Source organism: Kribbella sp. NPDC043289, assembly GCF_056436705.1.
On sequence record NZ_JBWKCB010000001.1, the window covers coordinates 34682 to 51040 of the forward strand.

The 16359-nt window shown below is 70.1% G+C and carries 12 protein-coding genes; 6 read left to right on the top strand and 6 right to left on the bottom strand.

What is annotated here, in order from left to right:
- Positions 1-63 precede the first annotated feature (63 nt).
- Together AC0662_RS00160 and AC0662_RS00165 are read left to right on the top strand one after the other, a co-directional pair.
- The gene (locus AC0662_RS00160; RefSeq protein ID WP_452203205.1) at positions 64-717 is read left to right on the top strand and encodes a maleylpyruvate isomerase N-terminal domain-containing protein; all 654 of its coding nucleotides are present in this window, start codon (positions 64-66) and stop codon (positions 715-717) included.
- On the top strand, positions 710-1069 hold the full coding sequence (locus AC0662_RS00165) for an iron chaperone (RefSeq protein WP_478297424.1): 360 nt from the start codon (positions 710-712) through the stop codon (positions 1067-1069). Before AC0662_RS00160 ends, AC0662_RS00165 begins: the two co-directional genes overlap by 8 nt.
- 290 nt (positions 1070-1359) lie before the next feature.
- Here the strand turns inward: AC0662_RS00165 and AC0662_RS00170 are convergent, their stop codons facing one another.
- Both AC0662_RS00170 and AC0662_RS00175 read right to left on the bottom strand, forming a co-directional pair.
- The gene (locus tag AC0662_RS00170; protein ID WP_478297426.1) at positions 1360-2622 is read right to left on the bottom strand and encodes an SWIM zinc finger family protein; all 1263 of its coding nucleotides are present in this window, start codon (positions 2620-2622) and stop codon (positions 1360-1362) included.
- Positions 2615-5437, bottom strand: coding sequence for a DEAD/DEAH box helicase (locus tag AC0662_RS00175; RefSeq protein WP_478297428.1), 2823 nt, complete (start codon positions 5435-5437; stop codon positions 2615-2617). The genes AC0662_RS00170 and AC0662_RS00175 overlap by 8 nt, the downstream gene beginning before the upstream one ends.
- Before the next feature lie 105 nt (positions 5438-5542).
- On the opposite strand from AC0662_RS00175, the gene AC0662_RS00180 reads away from it, so the two are divergent.
- Complete coding sequence (locus AC0662_RS00180; RefSeq protein ID WP_478297430.1) at positions 5543-6499, top strand: zinc-binding dehydrogenase; 957 nt, start codon at positions 5543-5545, stop codon at positions 6497-6499.
- On the opposite strand, the gene AC0662_RS00185 is transcribed toward AC0662_RS00180, so the two are convergent.
- Positions 6489-7673 carry a GGDEF domain-containing protein gene (locus AC0662_RS00185; RefSeq protein ID WP_452203200.1) on the bottom strand — a complete coding sequence of 395 codons (1185 nt, stop codon included), beginning with the start codon at positions 7671-7673 and terminating at the stop codon, positions 6489-6491. The genes AC0662_RS00180 and AC0662_RS00185 overlap by 11 nt on opposite strands.
- A gap of 299 nt (positions 7674-7972) precedes the next feature.
- Here AC0662_RS00185 and AC0662_RS00190 point away from each other — a divergent pair, with 299 nt between their 5' ends.
- Positions 7973-8161: a DEAD/DEAH box helicase gene (locus tag AC0662_RS00190; protein ID WP_452203199.1), complete on the top strand. Its 189-nt coding sequence runs from the start codon at positions 7973-7975 to the stop codon at positions 8159-8161.
- 45 nt (positions 8162-8206) lie between these two features.
- Here AC0662_RS00190 and AC0662_RS00195 read toward each other — a convergent pair whose 3' ends face one another.
- Positions 8207-9478, bottom strand: a complete 1272-nt coding sequence (locus tag AC0662_RS00195; RefSeq protein WP_452203198.1) for an MFS transporter — start codon at positions 9476-9478, stop codon at positions 8207-8209.
- Positions 9479-9876: 398 nt separating this feature from the next.
- Here AC0662_RS00195 and AC0662_RS00200 point away from each other — a divergent pair, with 398 nt between their 5' ends.
- A complete protein-coding gene (locus AC0662_RS00200) occupies positions 9877-12447 on the top strand; it encodes an MXAN_6230/SCO0854 family RING domain-containing protein (RefSeq protein ID WP_478297432.1) in 2571 nt (856 codons plus the stop codon).
- A gap of 138 nt (positions 12448-12585) precedes the next feature.
- Positions 12586-13167: a hypothetical protein gene (locus AC0662_RS00205; RefSeq protein WP_478297434.1), complete on the top strand. Its 582-nt coding sequence runs from the start codon at positions 12586-12588 to the stop codon at positions 13165-13167.
- A 108-nt stretch (positions 13168-13275) separates the two neighbouring features.
- On the opposite strand, the gene AC0662_RS00210 is transcribed toward AC0662_RS00205, so the two are convergent.
- Positions 13276-14661: a sensor histidine kinase gene (locus AC0662_RS00210; protein WP_478297436.1), complete on the bottom strand. Its 1386-nt coding sequence runs from the start codon at positions 14659-14661 to the stop codon at positions 13276-13278.
- The gene (locus AC0662_RS00215) at positions 14661-16310 is read right to left on the bottom strand and encodes an NAD(P)/FAD-dependent oxidoreductase (protein WP_478297438.1); all 1650 of its coding nucleotides are present in this window, start codon (positions 16308-16310) and stop codon (positions 14661-14663) included. Before AC0662_RS00215 ends, AC0662_RS00210 begins: the two co-directional genes overlap by 1 nt.
- Between the last annotated feature and the right edge of the window lie 49 nt (positions 16311-16359).

The following is a 16359-nucleotide window of genomic DNA, read 5'->3' on the forward strand; positions in this document are numbered from 1 at the left end:
CAGACTGTTTTTCGTCCGGCCGGACCGTCACACTGAGTGGCGAATCCGGCGAAGGGACCAGGAATGGTGACGGCGGAAGACCTCGAGGCGGCAACCGACTGTGTGGTCGAGGCGCTCCGGCCGGCGACGGACGCGGACTGGCACGTCAGGGCCGGCTCGATCGAGTGGAGTTGCCGCGACACGGCTCAGCACATCGGTCAGGCCCAACTGCACTGGGCGTCGCAGCTCGTGGTGGGGGCGCGGACGCAGTACGTGCGGTGGTTCGCCCGGCCGCAGGAGCTGGCTCCACCGGCCGGCGTACTCGACTTCGTGGAGGCGGCGGGGAGGATCCTCGCACGCGTGGTTTACGCGAGTTCGCCTGATACTCGGGCCTTCCATCCCTTTGGATACGGCGATCCGGAAGGGTTCGCCGGGATGGGGTGTGTCGAGATGCTGGTGCATGGCGAGGATCTTGCGACCGGTCTCGATTGCACGCTGTCGCCGCCGACCGACGTGTGTGAGCGAGTGCTGACACGGTTGTTCCCTCACGAGCCGCGGGTGGCCGACGACGCGTGGCTGGAACTTCGGCGGCTCACCGGTCGCGCTGCGGTCCCGGGCACTCCCGCGCGAGACTCGTGGAAATGGCGGCCGACACCCTTGGACGAGCCTTGGGACGGGTCCCCGACACCCGAACCGATGCCGTTCGTTCCGCTGACGGAAGGACAGTCGAATGGCTGAGAAATTCGAGACGGTCGACGAGTACATCGCGTCGTACCCTCCGGAAGTCCGCGAGGTACTGGAGGAGGTACGGCGGACCATCCACGCGGCCGCACCCGGTGCGGGGGAGAAGATCAGCTACCAGATCCCCACGATCACCCTCGACGGCACCGCCCTCGTCCACTTCAGCGGCTGGAAGTCCCACATCGCCCTCTACCCGATCCCACCCGCCGACGAGCCCCTGACCGCCGCCCTCGAGCCCTACCGCTCCGGCAAAGGCACCCTCAAGTTCCCCCTCACCCAGCCCATCCCGTACGCCCTCATCACCCGCATAACCCACGCCTTCGTCACCGCCCGCAGCACTCAGGAGTAAGGCAGCGGCTCAGGAGTAAGCCGGAGGGATGGCGCGCGCGAGCACCACGATAGGGATCGGGCGCATCTCGTCCTACGGCCTGGACCTCCTACGGCCGCCGCATGTGGTGACTGGGGACAGGAAATGGTGTCTGGGGACCTGTTATTGCCTGTGTCCGGACACCGTTGGGGGTCTCCGGTCCCGAGAGCTGACGACTGTTTCGGCGGATGTGGCGGGTGACTGGTGCCAGGCGGGCGGTGCGGGTGACGCGGCCGCTGCGGGACCTGAGGTTTGGCGCGTGCTGGGGGTGCTCAGAGGAGGTCTTGGGGGTTTGGGGTGGGTGGGCGGGTGAGGGTCCAGTCGTTGAATTGTTGGTCGAAGCGGTACCAGAGGTTGTCGTGGCCGAGGCGTAGTTGGAGCTTGCCGGTGGTTACGCGGTTGGCTTCGGTGGTGGCGGTGGGGAGGGCTTCTAGGGCTTCGGTTAGGGCTTCGGGCGCGACGTCGTGGGGTGCGTCGACGGTGACGGCTAGGCCGCCGCGGCCGGCTTGGCGCCAGGCGGTGGCCCAGGTGGTGAGTTGACGGGCCGAGATGCCGGCGCGGTGCGCGAGGTCGGCGAGGGTCGGCGTACCCAGGACGTCGGCTGCTCGGCGGGCGAGGTCCTGTTCGAAGGTCAGGGTCAGGCCTCCGTCGCCGTCGCCGGAGGCGAGCTCCCAGGATCGGCGGGCGGCGTCGGTTGCGAGGGCGACGAGGTCGCGTACGTCGACGCCGGAGGAGCGGGGTGGGTCCAGGACCCGAACCGCTGCGGGCACACCGGGCGCGGCCAGCGGACGCGGTGGCGCCGGCACCGGCACCACACCGGCAACCTGCTCGGTGGATTTGGTGGGCGGGTGGCGGGCGAAGGCGGCTATGGCTGGGATGCCGGGTGGGGCGGGAGTGCGGGGTGCCGACGGAGGAGCGGAGGTGGTGGCGCGGCGGGAGCGGAGGGTGGTGAGGAGTTCGTCCTTGCGGCGGCCGCGGAGGAGTAGGAGGGCGAACGGATCGTCGTCCAACGCATCGGCGATCAGGTAGCAGACGGCCGCGGAATGCTTGCACGGTACGGCGAAGTCCGGGCACGTGCAGTGCGTCAGAACCTCACCGGCCCCCGGCAGCAGGTCCAACCCAGCAGCGCGGACATCGTCCACGACCTCAGGCGGCAGCTCCCCGTCGAGCAACGCCGCCACCCGCCCGATCTGCGCCGACACGATCGCGAGTACGGCGTCCCACTCGTCGCGATCGAACGCCCGGATCCGGACCGTCACCTGGTACGGCGTGACGCGGCTGCCCTGGACGACCGCCTCGACCTCGCCAGGCTTGACCGTCAACTCCAGCACACTGCCGCGCCGCGCGTACGACCGCCCGCGCGACAGCCGCCCCGGATCAAGCCGGGCCCGTTGCTCGAGCGCCTCCAACCACGCGCGCCCCCACCACGTCGCTCCGAACGTCCGCCTGCTGCCCGGACCTTTGGCGGCGGGCAACCCCGCGTCCTCGCCCTTCCGTCGCCAGCCCTGCCAGGGCATCCGTTCCTCGTCAGGCATCGGATTTCCCAACGGCAGAAGGGTTGTACGCACTCGCCGACCCCGACTTGGCCGGACCGGTCGACAGCTCGACCAGCTCGGTGAGCTCCGCGTCCGACAGCTCGCTCAACCACGCCTCGCCCGACCCGACGACCGCGTCGGCGAGGTCGCGCTTCGCGTTGATGACCGTCGAGATGCGGTCCTCCAACGTGTTCTCGGTGACGAGCCGATGGACCTGCACCGGTCGGTCCTGGCCGATCCGGTACGCGCGGTCCGTCGCCTGATCCTCGACCGCGGGATTCCACCAGCGGTCGTAGTGCACGACATGCGTCGCCTGGGTCAGCGTCAACCCGACTCCGCCGGCCTTCAACGACAGCAGGAACACCTGCGCCGCGCCGGACTGGAACTCCTCGACGAGTTGCTCGCGCTTCCGCACCCCGATCCCGCCGTGCAGGAACAACGATTTCACCTGCCGCGCTGCCAGATGCGCCTCGATCAGCCGGCACATCTCGACGTACTGGCTGAAGATCAGCACCGACTCGCCCTCGGCCAGGATCACGTCGAGCAGTTCGTCGAGCGCGGCGAGCTTGCCCGACCGCCGCTCCAGCGGACCGGGCTCGTGCAGGAACTGCGCCGGATGGTTGCAGACCTGCTTCAACTGCGTGAGCAGACTCAGCACCAGCCCGCGCCGGGCGATCCCCTCGGCCGACTCGATCTTGGCGAGCGTCTCCTTCGCGACCGCTTGGTACAGCGTGGCCTGCTCGGTCGTGAGCGGTACGACGACGTCGTGCTCGGACTTGCGCGGCAGCTCCGGGGCGATCCCCGGATCGCTCTTCCGGCGGCGCAACAGGAACGGCCGCGTCACCCGGGCGAGCCGCGCGGTCGCCTCCTCGTCATGGAACCGCTCCACGGGTACGGCGACGTCGTGGCGGAACCGGTCGAGGGTCCCGAGCAGACCTGGCGCCGACCAGTCGAGGATCGACCACAGCTCGGAGAGCCGGTTCTCCACCGGGGTCCCGGTGAGCGCGATTCTGGTTGCTGAGGGCAACGTCCGGAGTGCGCGGGCGGTGCGCGACAACGGGTTCTTCGCGTGCTGGGCCTCGTCCGCGACGGCCAGGCCCCACGCGACCTCACCGAGCAGACGGTGGTCCTGACGCACCACGCCGTACGTCGTGAGCACGACCTCGTCCGGGGCCAGGTCACCGAGGGTCCGGCCGGCGCCGTGGTAGCGCCGGGTCGGTACGTCGGGCGCGAATCGCTCGAACTCGCGCTCCCAGGTGCCGAGCAATGTGGACGGGCAGACGACGAGCGTGGGGCCGCGGCGCTCGAGCTGGAGGTGCAGCGCGATCACCTGGATCGTCTTGCCCAGGCCCATGTCGTCGGCGAGACATCCGCCGAGGCCCAGGTTGGCGAGCTGCGCCATCCAGGCGACGCCTCGGCGCTGGTAGTCGCGCAAAGTGGCGCGGAGGCCGACGGGGTCGGTGAACGGCGCCGGCTCCTCGGTGGTGCGGAGCCGGGCGAGCATCGCGGCGAGCGAACCGTCGGCGTCGAACGGGATGAGCTCGCCGTCGATGTCGATCGTCCCGGTCAAGGCGGCGCCGAGCGCTTCCGCGCCGGTGAGCTCGCGGGTGGAGCCGGCGCGGAGTCGTCGTACGACGTCCTGGTCGACGCGGATCCAGCGGCCGCGCATCCGGATCATCGGGCGCTTCGCCTCGGCCAGCGCGGCGACCTCGGCCTCGGTCAGGTCGGCGCCGTCGAGAGTCGGGCGCCAGCGGAACGCGACGAGATCGTTCAGGCTGAAATCGGGGCCGGTGATCGCGCCGGGGGTCGGAGTGGCGACGGTGCCGCGGACCGCGAGTTCGCCGGCGAAGAGCTCGGTCGGCCAGAGGACCTCGATGCCGGCGCCTTCGAGGGCCGTGCTGCCTTCGGCGAGTTCCTCGAGCGCCTCGTCGTCGATCGGGACCTCTTCGGGGGCGGCGTCGCGCAGGGCGGAACCGAGCGGCGGCCAAACTCGCGCGCCGCGGCGGAGCGCGAGCAGGAGGTCGGTTTCGGCGCGTTCACCGAGCGCGGTGAGGACGGCGGCGGGCGCGTTCCACAGGTCCGCGACATCCACCAACAGACTCGGATCCACCCCACTCCGCAACTGCAACACCGCCCGAAAATTCTCCACATCCTGCACCTCGACGGCCTCATCAGGCGAGTCGGGCGGCTCGATGCGGAGGACGAGGCGGGCGCCGGCTTCTTCGGCTAGGGCGGTTTCTTCGAGCCAGGTGGTGGGGTCGGGGAGGGGCGTGGGGTCGATGGCGGCGAAGGGGGTGGCGCCGGGACGGGTGGCGACGGCTGCGGCGGGTGTGCGGACCAGAGCGTCGGCGAGCGCGTCCCAGAACGCGCGCACGAGCTGCTCCGGATCGACGAGCCGCACCGGGCGGGTGCCTTCGATGGGAAGGGCATGCCCGTACGCCGGCATCGCGGCGCTCAGGTTGCGCAGCCAAGCGCGGTCGAGCGGATCGAGCGGTGCCACCCGCCAAGCGCCGTACCCCTCCGCGCTCTGATCCGGCACCAGACGCCCACGCCCGATCAACACCAGCCCAGCCAGCCCCGCCGCCCGCCAGGCCGCGAAGCTCCCCTCTACTCCATCGAGCGTGGTCAGCCGACTGAGGACCTCGGAGATCCGGAGCAGCCGCGCAGGAACCGTCGTACGCCGGACCGTGCTGCCGCGCGGGAGGACGAGATCCACCGTCCCGTCCGCGGTCTCGCCCGCGGCGGTCAGGTCCCCGTACAGCGCCAGCCGGCCCGCGCGGGGCGGGTCGGCGGGGACGAAGACGGCGTCGAGCATGCCCTGCACAGTACGCCGGACCGCCGACAATCCCGGGCTTGACCTGAACCAACGTTGAGGTTGCACTCTCGGAGATCCGAGGGAACCACGAGAAAGAGTTCAGATATGCGCGCAGCAGTAGTCGCCGCGTTCGGCGGCCCCGACGTGATCGAGACCCGTGTCCTGCCGGATCCCGAGCCGGCCGACGGCCAGGTGCTGGTCGAGGTTCACACCGCGGACGTCATCTTCGTCGAGACCGCAATCCGCCGCGGTCAGCACGGTCAGTTCTTCGACGTCGAGCCGCCGTACGTGCCCGGCAACACCGTCGGCGGCCGGGTCCGCGCGGTTGGTCCTGGCGTACCGGCGGAGTGGATCGGCAAGACGGTCGTCGGCCGCACGATCAGCTTCGGTGGTCACGCCGAACTGGCCCTGACCAGCACCGACGTTGTCGAGGTGCCGGCCGAGCTTGACCTCCAGACCGCGGTCGCGGTGTACGGCGACGGCTTCACGGCCCTCATGCTCGAGGAGCTCGCACCGTCGATGGCGGGCAAGGACGTGCTGATCACGGCCTCCGCCGGCGGTATGGGTCTGCTACTGATCCAGTTGGCGCACGCGGCCGGAGCGCGGGTGATCGCGGCCGCGCGCGGCGAGGAGAAGCTTGAGCTGAGCCGGGCACAAGGTGCCGACGTACTCATCGACTACGGGCAGCCGTCTTGGGAGAAGTTGGTGAACGGTGCCGACATCGTCTTCGAGGGCGCGGGGGGCGAGCTGGGAGCGGCCGCGTTCAGCGTGGTGAAGGACGGCGGATGGTTCTCGGCTCACGGTGCACCGAGCGGCGGTTTCGCTTCCTTCGACCCGGCCGAGGCCGAGCGCCGGGGCGTCACGGTGAAGGGCATCATGGACCTCCGAGCCGACACGACGACCACGACGGTCAGCGGCGCCGCCGTGATCGCCCGTGCAGTCGCGGGCGATCTCAGACCGGTCGTCGACCAGGTCTACGACCTCGACCACGTCGCCGACGCGCATCGGGCGCTGGAGAACCGCACACTGCGCGGGAAGGCCCTGATCAGCGTCAGTCAGTGACCGGGTGGCCGGAGTGGTCTGTGCGGTCCGACTGCTCCGGCTGCTCCATGACAGCCGGCGGAAGCGGGCGCGCGGCGACGATCTGGTTGCGCCCGGACCGCTTGGCCGTCAGCAGTGCGTCGTCGGCCGCCAGGATGAGCTGGTCCATGGTCGTCGCGACGTGCGGGTAGATCGCCGTACCGAACGATGCGGGTACGCCGGTGATCGCAGCAGAGCCGCCGTTCGTCGTACTGACTGCGACCGTGAGGCTCACCAGCCGCTCTCTGATCCGCTCCGCGATCTCCAGCACCTCGCCCTCGGACGCACCCGGCAGCAGCACCGCCAGCTCGTCACCGCCGACGCGGGCGACCAGATCGCCCTGCCGGACCTCCGCACGGATGCCCGCACCGACCGCACGCAGCGCCTCGTCACCCGCGGGGTGACCGTAGGTGTCGTTGATCTCCTTGAACTTGTCGAGGTCCAGCATCAGCAGACCCACAGTGCTGCGCAGAGTGTCCGCGCGGGCAAGCTCCGCGGGCACTGCGGTCGCCCAGTACGACGAGGTGGCCAGCCCGGTCTTCGAATCCGTGCCAGCCGCCCGCTGGTACTGCGGAAGCAGCAGATCGCGGTGCAGCGCCAGGACCGTCACCATGAGCACCGGAACGACCCATGGGTACGACGTTTGCACCGCAGCGATCGCTACGCCGAGCCCCAGGCCGGCGCAAACGACAAGCTGGTCCGACAGCTCACCGAGCGCTTCACGCGCAGTGGCCTCGGGACTCGACAGCATGATCGCGCCGATCACCAGCGCGTAGTTCACCAGCCACCAGGTCGCGGCCGCCGCCAGGACGACCAGCAATGACCAGAGGCCGGTCGGCACCCGTGGCTCGGTCAGCAGACCACCTGCACGCAGCACGGCGGCAGCGGCAGCGCTGGCCAGGATGTAGGTCGCGGTGGAGAAGACCTTGCGGTGCGCGACGGTCCGGCCGTACACCCGGAACCACGAGTAGGCGTAGGCCAGCACGACCAGCGGGATCACTAGCGAGAGCGGGAGCAGCAACAGGGCCGCGAAGATCCAGAGGCACTTGAGATTCGTGTGCGGAGAAGTATTGGCTGCCAGTTCGCGTCGGCGCTCGATTCCGCGGGCACACTCCAGATGCAGGGTCGACGCGATGGCCAGCACGACGAACGCCACCCACTCCGAGTGTCGGACGCCGGAATTCGGCCCGCTCAGCGTGCCCCGCACCGCCAGTGTGGTAATCGTGACCGCAATCACATCAATCGCGAGCACATAACCGAGCGCAGACCTCGGTAGCGACCAGAGCTTCCATTGCCGGGGTGGCACCCAACTGCTCCGACCGATCAGAATCATTTGAGCCTCACACGCAGTCGATCTGAGCGGTTATGCGTTCATAGTAACGACCTGTTCACGTCAGGTCACCCCGATGGTCGGGGTATTCCACCAGTTGGTCACTTCAGAAGGGTCGAGAAATCATGCAGAAGGCAGCGCGCGTCAACAGCACCGGCAACGACTGGTTCACCGGCGGCAACGACTGGTTCCGCGGCGGGAACGACTGGTTCACCGGGGGTAACGACTGGTTCACCGGCGGTGGCAACGATTGGTTCACCGGCGGTAACGACTGGTTCGCGCCGCGGACCGCCACCAACGGCAACGATTGGTGACGAAAGGTAAATCTTTACCTGTGTCTTACATTCCGGAGAACTCGCTCACGAGTTAAACCCGGGAGCCGGAGAATTTACCGTACCGGGATTCCCGGAATCGCCGCCGATTCGGCGGGCGCGCGCCCAGGCGGCGCCCGCCAGGGCCGCGAGTACTGCACCCGCGGCACCGGTCACAGCGAGTGCGTCAGCGGCGCCCAGCGGCTCTGCCAGCACGCCTGCGAGCAGAATGCCGAGGCCTTGGCTGCCTTTCAGCGCGGTGCCGGCCACGCCGAACGCCTTGCCCCGTTGGTGATCGGGCACTGCCTGGATGAAGGCCGCGCTCGTCGGCAGGTGGTACGCCGAGGCGACTCCGGACAGTGCCCAGAGACAGATAGTCACGGCCAGCCCCGGCTGGAGCACGGAGAACACCAGCGGAACGCAGGCCGCGACCGCCAGCGGTCCGATCAGCCGGAGCCGACGTTCAGGCGTCCACAGCGTGATCAGCCACATCCCGAGCACACAGCCGGCCGGACTGGCAGCGAGCAGGATGCCTGCGGCTGTGGTGCCGTGGCCGATCTGGTGCGCGTACGGGACTGCCAGGCCCTCCACGGTCACGTAGAACCCGGCGATCGTCGCGAGGAAGACGAGCGCGCGGAGCTTCGGCGTCCGTGCGACCAGTGAGATGCCGGACCTCAGGTCGCTCAGGTAGCCGGTCGATGGCGCATCTGTGCCACTTGTCGGGACGGGTCGTTTTCGGACCCCGAAAGCGATCAGAGCCGCCGACAGGAGGAAGGTCGCCGCGTCGAGCAGCAGGCCGCCGGAAGTACCGACAGCGACCACCACGGCGCCGCCGAACCCGAACCCGAGCACCTGGCTGAACTGCACGACCATGTCGTTGGCGGCTTTGCCGAGTACGTAGTGGTCACCCGGCAGTACGGCGGGGAGCGTCGCTCCACGCGCCGCGTTGAAGGGCGAGCCGAACGCCTGCAACGCGAGCAACAGCAGGATCACCACGACCAGCGGAAGGGCCTGGATCGCCATGGCTGCAACGAGAATCGCCCGCGCGAGGTCGGTGACGATCATGACGCCACGGCGGGGGAACCGGTCGGCGATCCCGGCCAGCAGCGGCCCGAACAGCAGATCGGGTACGTACGTCAGCGCGTAGGTGATCGCGGTCAGTCCGGCGGACTTGGTCCGGTCGAAGACCAGCACCGACAGGGCCACGCGGGCGAGCTGGTCGCCGGCCACGGACAGCACTCCGGCCAGGAACAGCGCCCGGAACTCCCCGTGCCCGAAGACGTCGCGCCACCGCGCCCGTTCGCTCACCCCAACCGACATACTCACGACCGTAACCACAATCTGTCGCGTGACACCTCCCGGCTGTGATCACAAGGGTGTCGAAACCTGGTTCAAGGGTTTGCCTGCGGCGCATCTGTGCCAGTTCGGGCCGGATCAGGGGACCCGGTGGAGCACTATTTGGATGAACGCTCTACTCTGGAGATCTCCGGTAGCGGGGTCTGGGCGGGGCGGCCCCGACCCTGCTACCGGAGCTCTTCTTTGTGGGGCCGATCCGGCCCCGGGGCCGTCCGAAACTGTCGGTGGCTCCCGGTAGCGTTCTCAGTGCCAGGGGCGGCTCCTGGACGTGCTTCCTTCTCCTTCACCAGGCCAAGTAGCGCGTCCGCTCTCCGCCCCTGGCGCCTTCGTCGATGACGCCACCGCCCAAGGGGGACGACGCCATGCCCAACGAGTCAGCGGACCCGCAAGCCGCGATTCTGCTGCGCCGCCGCCGGCTCGTCGACGCTACGGCACTGACCCCACCCGTCAGACGCTCCGCCTGGCAGTGGCTGCGCCGCCCGCTCACGATCCAGGCGGGCCTGTCCGCGCTCCAGGCCGACCTGATCCAGCGCGGCTTCCTGCTCTCGGTCGGCCTCTACAGGTACTGCGCTGCGCTGTCGGCCCCCGCACTGGCCGGGTTCGGCACCACGCTGCTCGACCTGCTGGACGCGGAGTCCGGTCAGGACGCCGAGCACACCCCGCTGTTCCGCGGCTTCCCGGAGGGTGTCCCGGGCAACACTGAGACCTTCTATGTGAACCGCGTCTTCGCCCGCCTGCTGCAGGAGCCCGACCAGCCCTGTGTGCTCTGCGGTGACACTACCTCCGTGCACGCCGTCTCGCCCTGCGCGCATCTGGTCTGCCGCACGTGCTGGGACGGCAGCGACCTCAGCGCCTGCCCGTTGTGCCTGCGGCGCATCGATCCGGACGACCCGTTCCTCAAGCCGGCCGCCGACGAGGAGCACCCGGCCCACGTCCGCTCGGAGCGGCTGCGGCTGCTCTCGCTGGCAACAGCCGACTCGCTGCGGCAGACCATCGACGGGCTGCTGGCTCGGCGCGCGCCGTTGTCTGCAGCGGACCGCGCAGATCTGCAGGTGCTGCTGCACGGCGCGACCCCGGCGTGGCTGCCGGAGGACATCCCGGTCCGGGAGACCCGGGCGCTGGTGCTTGCTCATTTCCTCGCCGACGATCCGGAGCTGCTCGAGCGCGCGACGACCGCGACCGACGTCCTGCGAGTGGTCTACGCGCTGATGGATGCCGATCCCGGGTTGCGGACGCCGCCGGCCCAGCGCAAGTCGTTGCCCCGGGCAACGCGTCGGCTGGTGCTGCGGCGGCTGGACCGGTTCCCGGTCGAGACCTTGGTCGAGGACATGCTCCGCCACGAGCGTGCCTGGAAGCGGATCGGCGAGAACCTGCATCCCTTCGAGTTCGCGACTCGGTTCCCGGTCGCCGCGCTGGCGTTCGCGATCCTCCGCCGTACCGATCTGGATCTGGGGAGCGCGGCGGGGCGGGCGGTCGCCGGGGAGGCGTCGCGGCATCCACTGGTCCGGGTGGAGAGTGGGCGGTTGGTGATGAGCACCTACGCCGCGCGGGTCGAGGGTGCCTTCGCCTCCGGGCGTCCGGAGCAGGCGCTGGACCTCTTGCGCCAGCGGCCGGGCGAGTTGGTGCGCCGCCTCGTGCACCTGGCACGTGCCCTGCCGCCGGAGCAGCATGCCGCGCTCGTCGACGCACTGACGACCGTGGTCTCCGACGTTTCACCGGCGGTCGTCACGGCCGCGCTCGGCCAGGTGCGGACGCCGCCGGGCGATCTGCGCTTGTTCTTCCCGCGCGGCGGGACGACGCGGATCTGGACGTCGGTCGACGACCGCGAGCCGTTGCCGGCCGAGCTCGGGTCCGAGCTGGCCGGGGTGCTCACCACGGAAATGTTGCGGCGGGCAACGGATCTGCCGCGGTGCCGGCGCGCGTTCCTGGACGAGGAGCTGGTCCGGCTGGCGGCGCCCGGTTCGGAGCGGAGTTCCTCGGCGAGCCGGCTGCGGATGACGCGCGGGAGCGCGGTGCCGATTCCGCAGGACGAGCTGTTGCGGCTGTTCCTGCACTGGATCGAGCCGCGCGGCCGGCGAGTCGATCTTGATCTCTCGGTCGCGGTGTTCGACGAGGAGTGGGCGTTCGTCGGGCTCTGCGATTACACCCGGCTGCGCTTCGACGAGGACGCGCTGGTGCACTCCGGCGACCTGACGTCGGCGCCCGGGCCGGACGGGTCGACGGAGTTCGTGGACCTCGATCTGCGCGCGGTGCGCCGGGTCGGCGGTCGGTATGTGCTGCCGGTGGTGTTCAGCTACAACGACGTACCGTTCGAGGAGTTGGAGCGGGGGATCGTCGGGGTGATGCGGCAACCGAACGGCCTCTTCGACCCGGCCGCGGTTACGGACCGGTTCGACTTGTCCGGGCCGGCGAAGATCCTGATGCCGTTCGGTGTCGACCTCCACACCAAGGAACTCCGCTGGTACGACGTGAACCTCGGCGCCGCCGGCTACGGCCACAACATCGCGCGGTACGGCGGTCAGCTCGGGCTGATGGCCGCCACTCTGGAAGAGGTCCACGGCGCGGGGGACCGGGTGAGCCTGTGGGAGCTGTGCTGCTGGCACGCCGCCGCGCGCACCAAGGAGATCGCGGTCCGCTGCGCCGACGGGTCCGTGGTCGGTTACCTGCGCGACCCGGCCGAGGACCTGACGACGTTCGCGCGCCGGGTGATCGCCCGCCGCGAGCCCGACCGGCGGTGGGACGAGGACGCCGCGCACCGGTCCGACTTCGTCGCGGTGCTGGCCGGCGACGTCACCCCGCGACCGGGGGCGGAAGTGTACGCGCTGCATCCGCGCCTGCTGGACGGCGCGAGCCTCACGTTGATCGACGCGCCGCATCTGCTGGCCGAGTTGGCGCCTGACAGCCGCGCCCGCGCCAGTGTCGGCGCGGCCTGAGCGACCCGTCACCTGCGGCCGGGCGAGTCTGGGGAGAACCTGAGAGGACTTTGACAATTCCGTGACGGACGCGCGGGCCTTCCTTTGGCGCGGTCCGGTGCAGGAGTACAACGGAATTGACTGCGAAGGGAGCCACGCATGACGTACGACGTGGTGGTACTCATCGAGCGGGAGATGAGTGAGGGCGACGCGCGCCGCGTTGCCGCCCTGCACGCGAAACTCGAAGAACCTGTGGAGTACCACCTGCTGGTCTCCAGCCATCCGGAGCGTGGGTTCGGCGGCCCGATGGCGCTGCTCGGCTCGTCGTTCGCGGACGTTGCCGGTCTCACCGGCTCGGCGTCCGTGGTCGGCTCCGCGACCGGCCCGTCGGCGCGGGTCAGCCCGCCGGCACCGAGCCGAACACCGAGCCGAACACCGAGCCGAACACCGAGCCGAACACCGACGGCGACACTCGCCGACCCGGACGTCGACCTCGCCTCGGTGATCGAGCACAGCTCCCGCCGGCTCCGGGACGCGAGCCGCTGTCCGGTGCACGTCTCCATCACGCACGGCGAGGTGCTGCTGGCACTCATGCAGATGGTGAAGACCACCGGGAGCCACGACGTCGTGGTGGTGGCCTGGCCTGAGACCGCCGCGGCCTTCCTGTGCTCGGACTGGATCGCGAAGGCCCGCAAGCTGCTGAAGGTGCCGAGGGTTCGGATCCTCGAGCACGACACCTGAGGCCGGTACCGAACGACGGGGGGTAGTGCGACGCCGGAGTGGGCGGACTCCTGGCAGACCGGCGCTACCTCCTGTCGTTCGCCGTCACTACCCGTTCTTCGGTACCGGTCAGCCGGCGGGCTGCCGGGGCAACCGCACCTGCAGCGTGGTCTCACCGGGTCGTGAGGTGATGGCGATCGTGCCGCCGTGGTGTTCGGCCACGATCCGCTGCGCGATGTCGAGCCCCAGACCGGTGCCCTTGCCGACGTCCTTGGTCGTGTAGAACGGCTCGAACGCGCGCGCCGCGACCTCGGGCGGCATCCCCGCGCCGGTGTCGGTGAACTCGACGATGATCCGGTCGTCCTCGGTCCGGGTCGCGATCCGCAACGTGCCGGTGCCGTCCATCGCGTCGACGGCGTTGTCGATCAGGTTCGTCCACACCTGGTTGAGCTCCCCGGCGTACGCGTCGATCCGCGGTACGTCGGCGCCGTACCAGCGGACCACCTCGACGCCGCCGCGGAGTTTGTGCCCGAGCATCACCAGCGTGCTCTCGATGCCTTCGGTCACGTCGATGGTCTGGATCGAGCCGCGATCCATCTGTGAGTACGACCGGACCGCGGCGACCAGTTCGGTGATCCGCCGCGTCGACTCCTTGACCTCTCCGAGCAACGTCGCCGCGGACAGGGTGCTGGCCACCCACGCCAGACCCGCCTCCAGCGCGTCTCCGAGTACGTCGGCGGCGCGCTCGCACCACTCGGTGGTCGCACCGGCCGCGGCGAGTGCCGGCGCGATGAACCACGACTGCCCGACGCCGCGGTCGTCGAGCCAGTCGGAAATGAGGTTCTCGTAGTCGGCGAGATCGACCGGGTCCGGCACCGCCGTACCGGAGCCGAGCTCGAGCCGGAGCTCGTCCAGCGCGCTGAACTGCGCGGCTGTCACGTCGCCCTCAGCGAGCCGGCGCAGCGCCGACAGCAGCGCGACGCAGGCGGTGTCCAGCGCACTGACGGACCGTGAGGCCGCCGCGGCCGGGTTGTTGATCTCGTGCGCGAGTCCGGCGGCCAGGGTGCCGAGCGTGATCAGCGACTCGCGTTGCCGGGCCGTCGACTCGATCGCGCGGGCGGTCCCGTACACGCCCTTGATCAGGTGCCCGGCGAGCGGGAACCAGGCGTCGATCCGCTCCCGCAGGAGGTCGGTGGGAACCCGCAGTACCCGGCCCTCCGCGACCCCGCGGCCGCTCGCGAGGTACAGGCCGTGCTCGTCCCAGGCGCGGAACCCGCCTGCCCAGCGGCCGGGGACGTCCATCTTGCCCATCACGGTGTCCTCGCGGCCGATCTTGCGGTGCAGCGCGATCGCGCCGTCGACGAGCACCCACCAGAAGTCGGCCGGCTCACCTTCGTGAAAGAGATCCGTGCCGAGCTCGATCGGTACGGCGGTACTCCCGGCGATCAGCTCCTCGAGCTGCGCGTCGCTCACGCCCGCGAACAGCGGGATGTCACGCAGGTCCGCGGCGCGCATCAGACGGTCGCAAGGTAGCGGTGGACCAGATAGATCGACATAGCGCCCTCGCCGACCGCCGAGGCCACCCGTTTCATCGAGTCGAGCCGCACGTCACCGGCGGCGAACACCCCGGGCACGCTGGTCTCCAGCGCGTACGGCGTGCGCGGCAGCGGCCACCGCCCGAGCGTGACCAGGTCGGGGCCGGTGACGACGAAGCCCTTGGCGTCGCGCGCGACGGCGTCGCCGAGCCAGTCGGTGTGTGGGATCGCGCCGACGAAGATGAACAGCCAGCTAGCCGGCACCTCGTCGACCCGGCCGGAAGCGCGGTCGGTCAGCGTCAGGCCTTCGAGATGGTCGTCCCCGCGGCAGCCGGTCACCTCGGTCCGGCAGCGCACCTCGATGGTGGTCGCCTTGCTGATCTTGTCGACCAGGTACCGCGACATCGAGCTCTCCAGCGACGTACCGCGCACCAGCAGGACGACCCGCTTGGCGTAGCGGGCGAGGTTGAGCGCCGCCTGGCCGGCCGAGTTCGCGGCGCCGACGATGTACACCTCGTCGCCCTGGACCTGGCTGGCCTCGCTGGCGGTCGCGCCGTAGTAGACGCCGCGCCCGGTGAGGTCGCCGAGGCCCTCGACGTCGAGGCTGCGGTACGAGACGCCGGTCGCGACGATCAGCGCGCGGGCCTCGATCTCGCCGGCGCCCTCGAACAGTACGGCGTGCACCGGGCCGCGGGACTCGAGACCGACGACCGTTCGGGCGAGCACCATCTCGGCGCCGAACCGCGAGGCCTGGGCGACCGCGCGCTGGGCGAGATCCGAGCCGGTGAGTCCGCGCGGGAAGCCGAGGTAGTTCTCGATCGCGGCACTCAGGCCGGCCTGGCCGCCCGGTGCCTCGCGCTCGACGATCACGGTGCTCAGGCCCTCGGACGCGGCGTACACGCCGGCGGCGAGTCCGGCCGGTCCGCCGCCGACGATGCAGACGTCGTACAGCGGCTGCTCGGCTCGGGTGCGGAGGCCGAGCGCGGACGCAAGGTCGAGGACGGCGGGGGAGCGGAGCGTGTCGCCCTCCGGGGTGAGGATCAGCGGGAGGTCGGTGTCCGCGGCGTCGGCGAGGTCTTTGAGGCGCCTGCCCTCGGCGTCCCGGTCCACGTCGTACCACTGGTACGGGACGTGGTTGCGGGCCAGGAAGGTCTTGATGTCGTGGGCGCGGTCGGACCAGCGGTTGCCGATCACACGGACGTCGGAGGTGTGCTCGGGGTTGGCGTGCTGCCAGTCGCCGAGCAGGTCGTCGACGACCGGGAACAGCTGGTCCTCTGGCGGGTCCCAGGGTTTCAGCAGGTAGTAGTCCAGGCCGATGTCGTTGATCGCCCGGATCGCCACCTCGGTGTCGGCGTACGCCGTCAGCAGCAGGTACTTCGCGCTCGGGGCGTGCTCGCGGGCGCGTTCGAGCAGCTCGATGCCGGTCATCCCGGGCATCCGCTGGTCGGTGGCGATCAGCGCGATCGCCTGGCCGCGCAGGGCGAGCTTGGTGAGCGCGGCGAGCGCCTGATCGCCCGAGGTCGCCCGGACCACCAGGTAGTCGTCGCCGTACCGGCGGCGCAGGTCCCGGGAGATGGCCGCAGAGACCATCGGGTCGTCGTCGACAGTGAGAATCGCAGGTTTGCTCACGCGGTGCCCCCCACAGCAGTGAACCGAATTCCGTCAGAATGCCACGGTC

Coding starts and splice junctions, on each gene's coding strand:
- AC0662_RS00165 (WP_478297424.1), top strand. CDS start 710: ATGGCTGAGAAATTCGAGACGGTCGACGAGTACATCGCGTCGTACCCT.
- AC0662_RS00205 (WP_478297434.1), top strand. CDS start 12,586: ATGACGTACGACGTGGTGGTACTCATCGAGCGGGAGATGAGTGAGGGC.
- AC0662_RS00160 (WP_452203205.1), top strand. CDS start 64: ATGGTGACGGCGGAAGACCTCGAGGCGGCAACCGACTGTGTGGTCGAG.
- AC0662_RS00175 (WP_478297428.1), bottom strand. CDS start 5,437: ATGCTCGACGCCGTCTTCGTCCCCGCCGACCCGCCCCGCGCGGGCCGG.
- AC0662_RS00210 (WP_478297436.1), bottom strand. CDS start 14,661: ATGCGCGCCGCGGACCTGCGTGACATCCCGCTGTTCGCGGGCGTGAGC.
- AC0662_RS00170 (WP_478297426.1), bottom strand. CDS start 2,622: ATGCCTGACGAGGAACGGATGCCCTGGCAGGGCTGGCGACGGAAGGGC.
- AC0662_RS00190 (WP_452203199.1), top strand. CDS start 7,973: ATGCAGAAGGCAGCGCGCGTCAACAGCACCGGCAACGACTGGTTCACC.
- AC0662_RS00200 (WP_478297432.1), top strand. CDS start 9,877: ATGCCCAACGAGTCAGCGGACCCGCAAGCCGCGATTCTGCTGCGCCGC.
- AC0662_RS00180 (WP_478297430.1), top strand. CDS start 5,543: ATGCGCGCAGCAGTAGTCGCCGCGTTCGGCGGCCCCGACGTGATCGAG.
- AC0662_RS00195 (WP_452203198.1), bottom strand. CDS start 9,478: ATGTCGGTTGGGGTGAGCGAACGGGCGCGGTGGCGCGACGTCTTCGGG.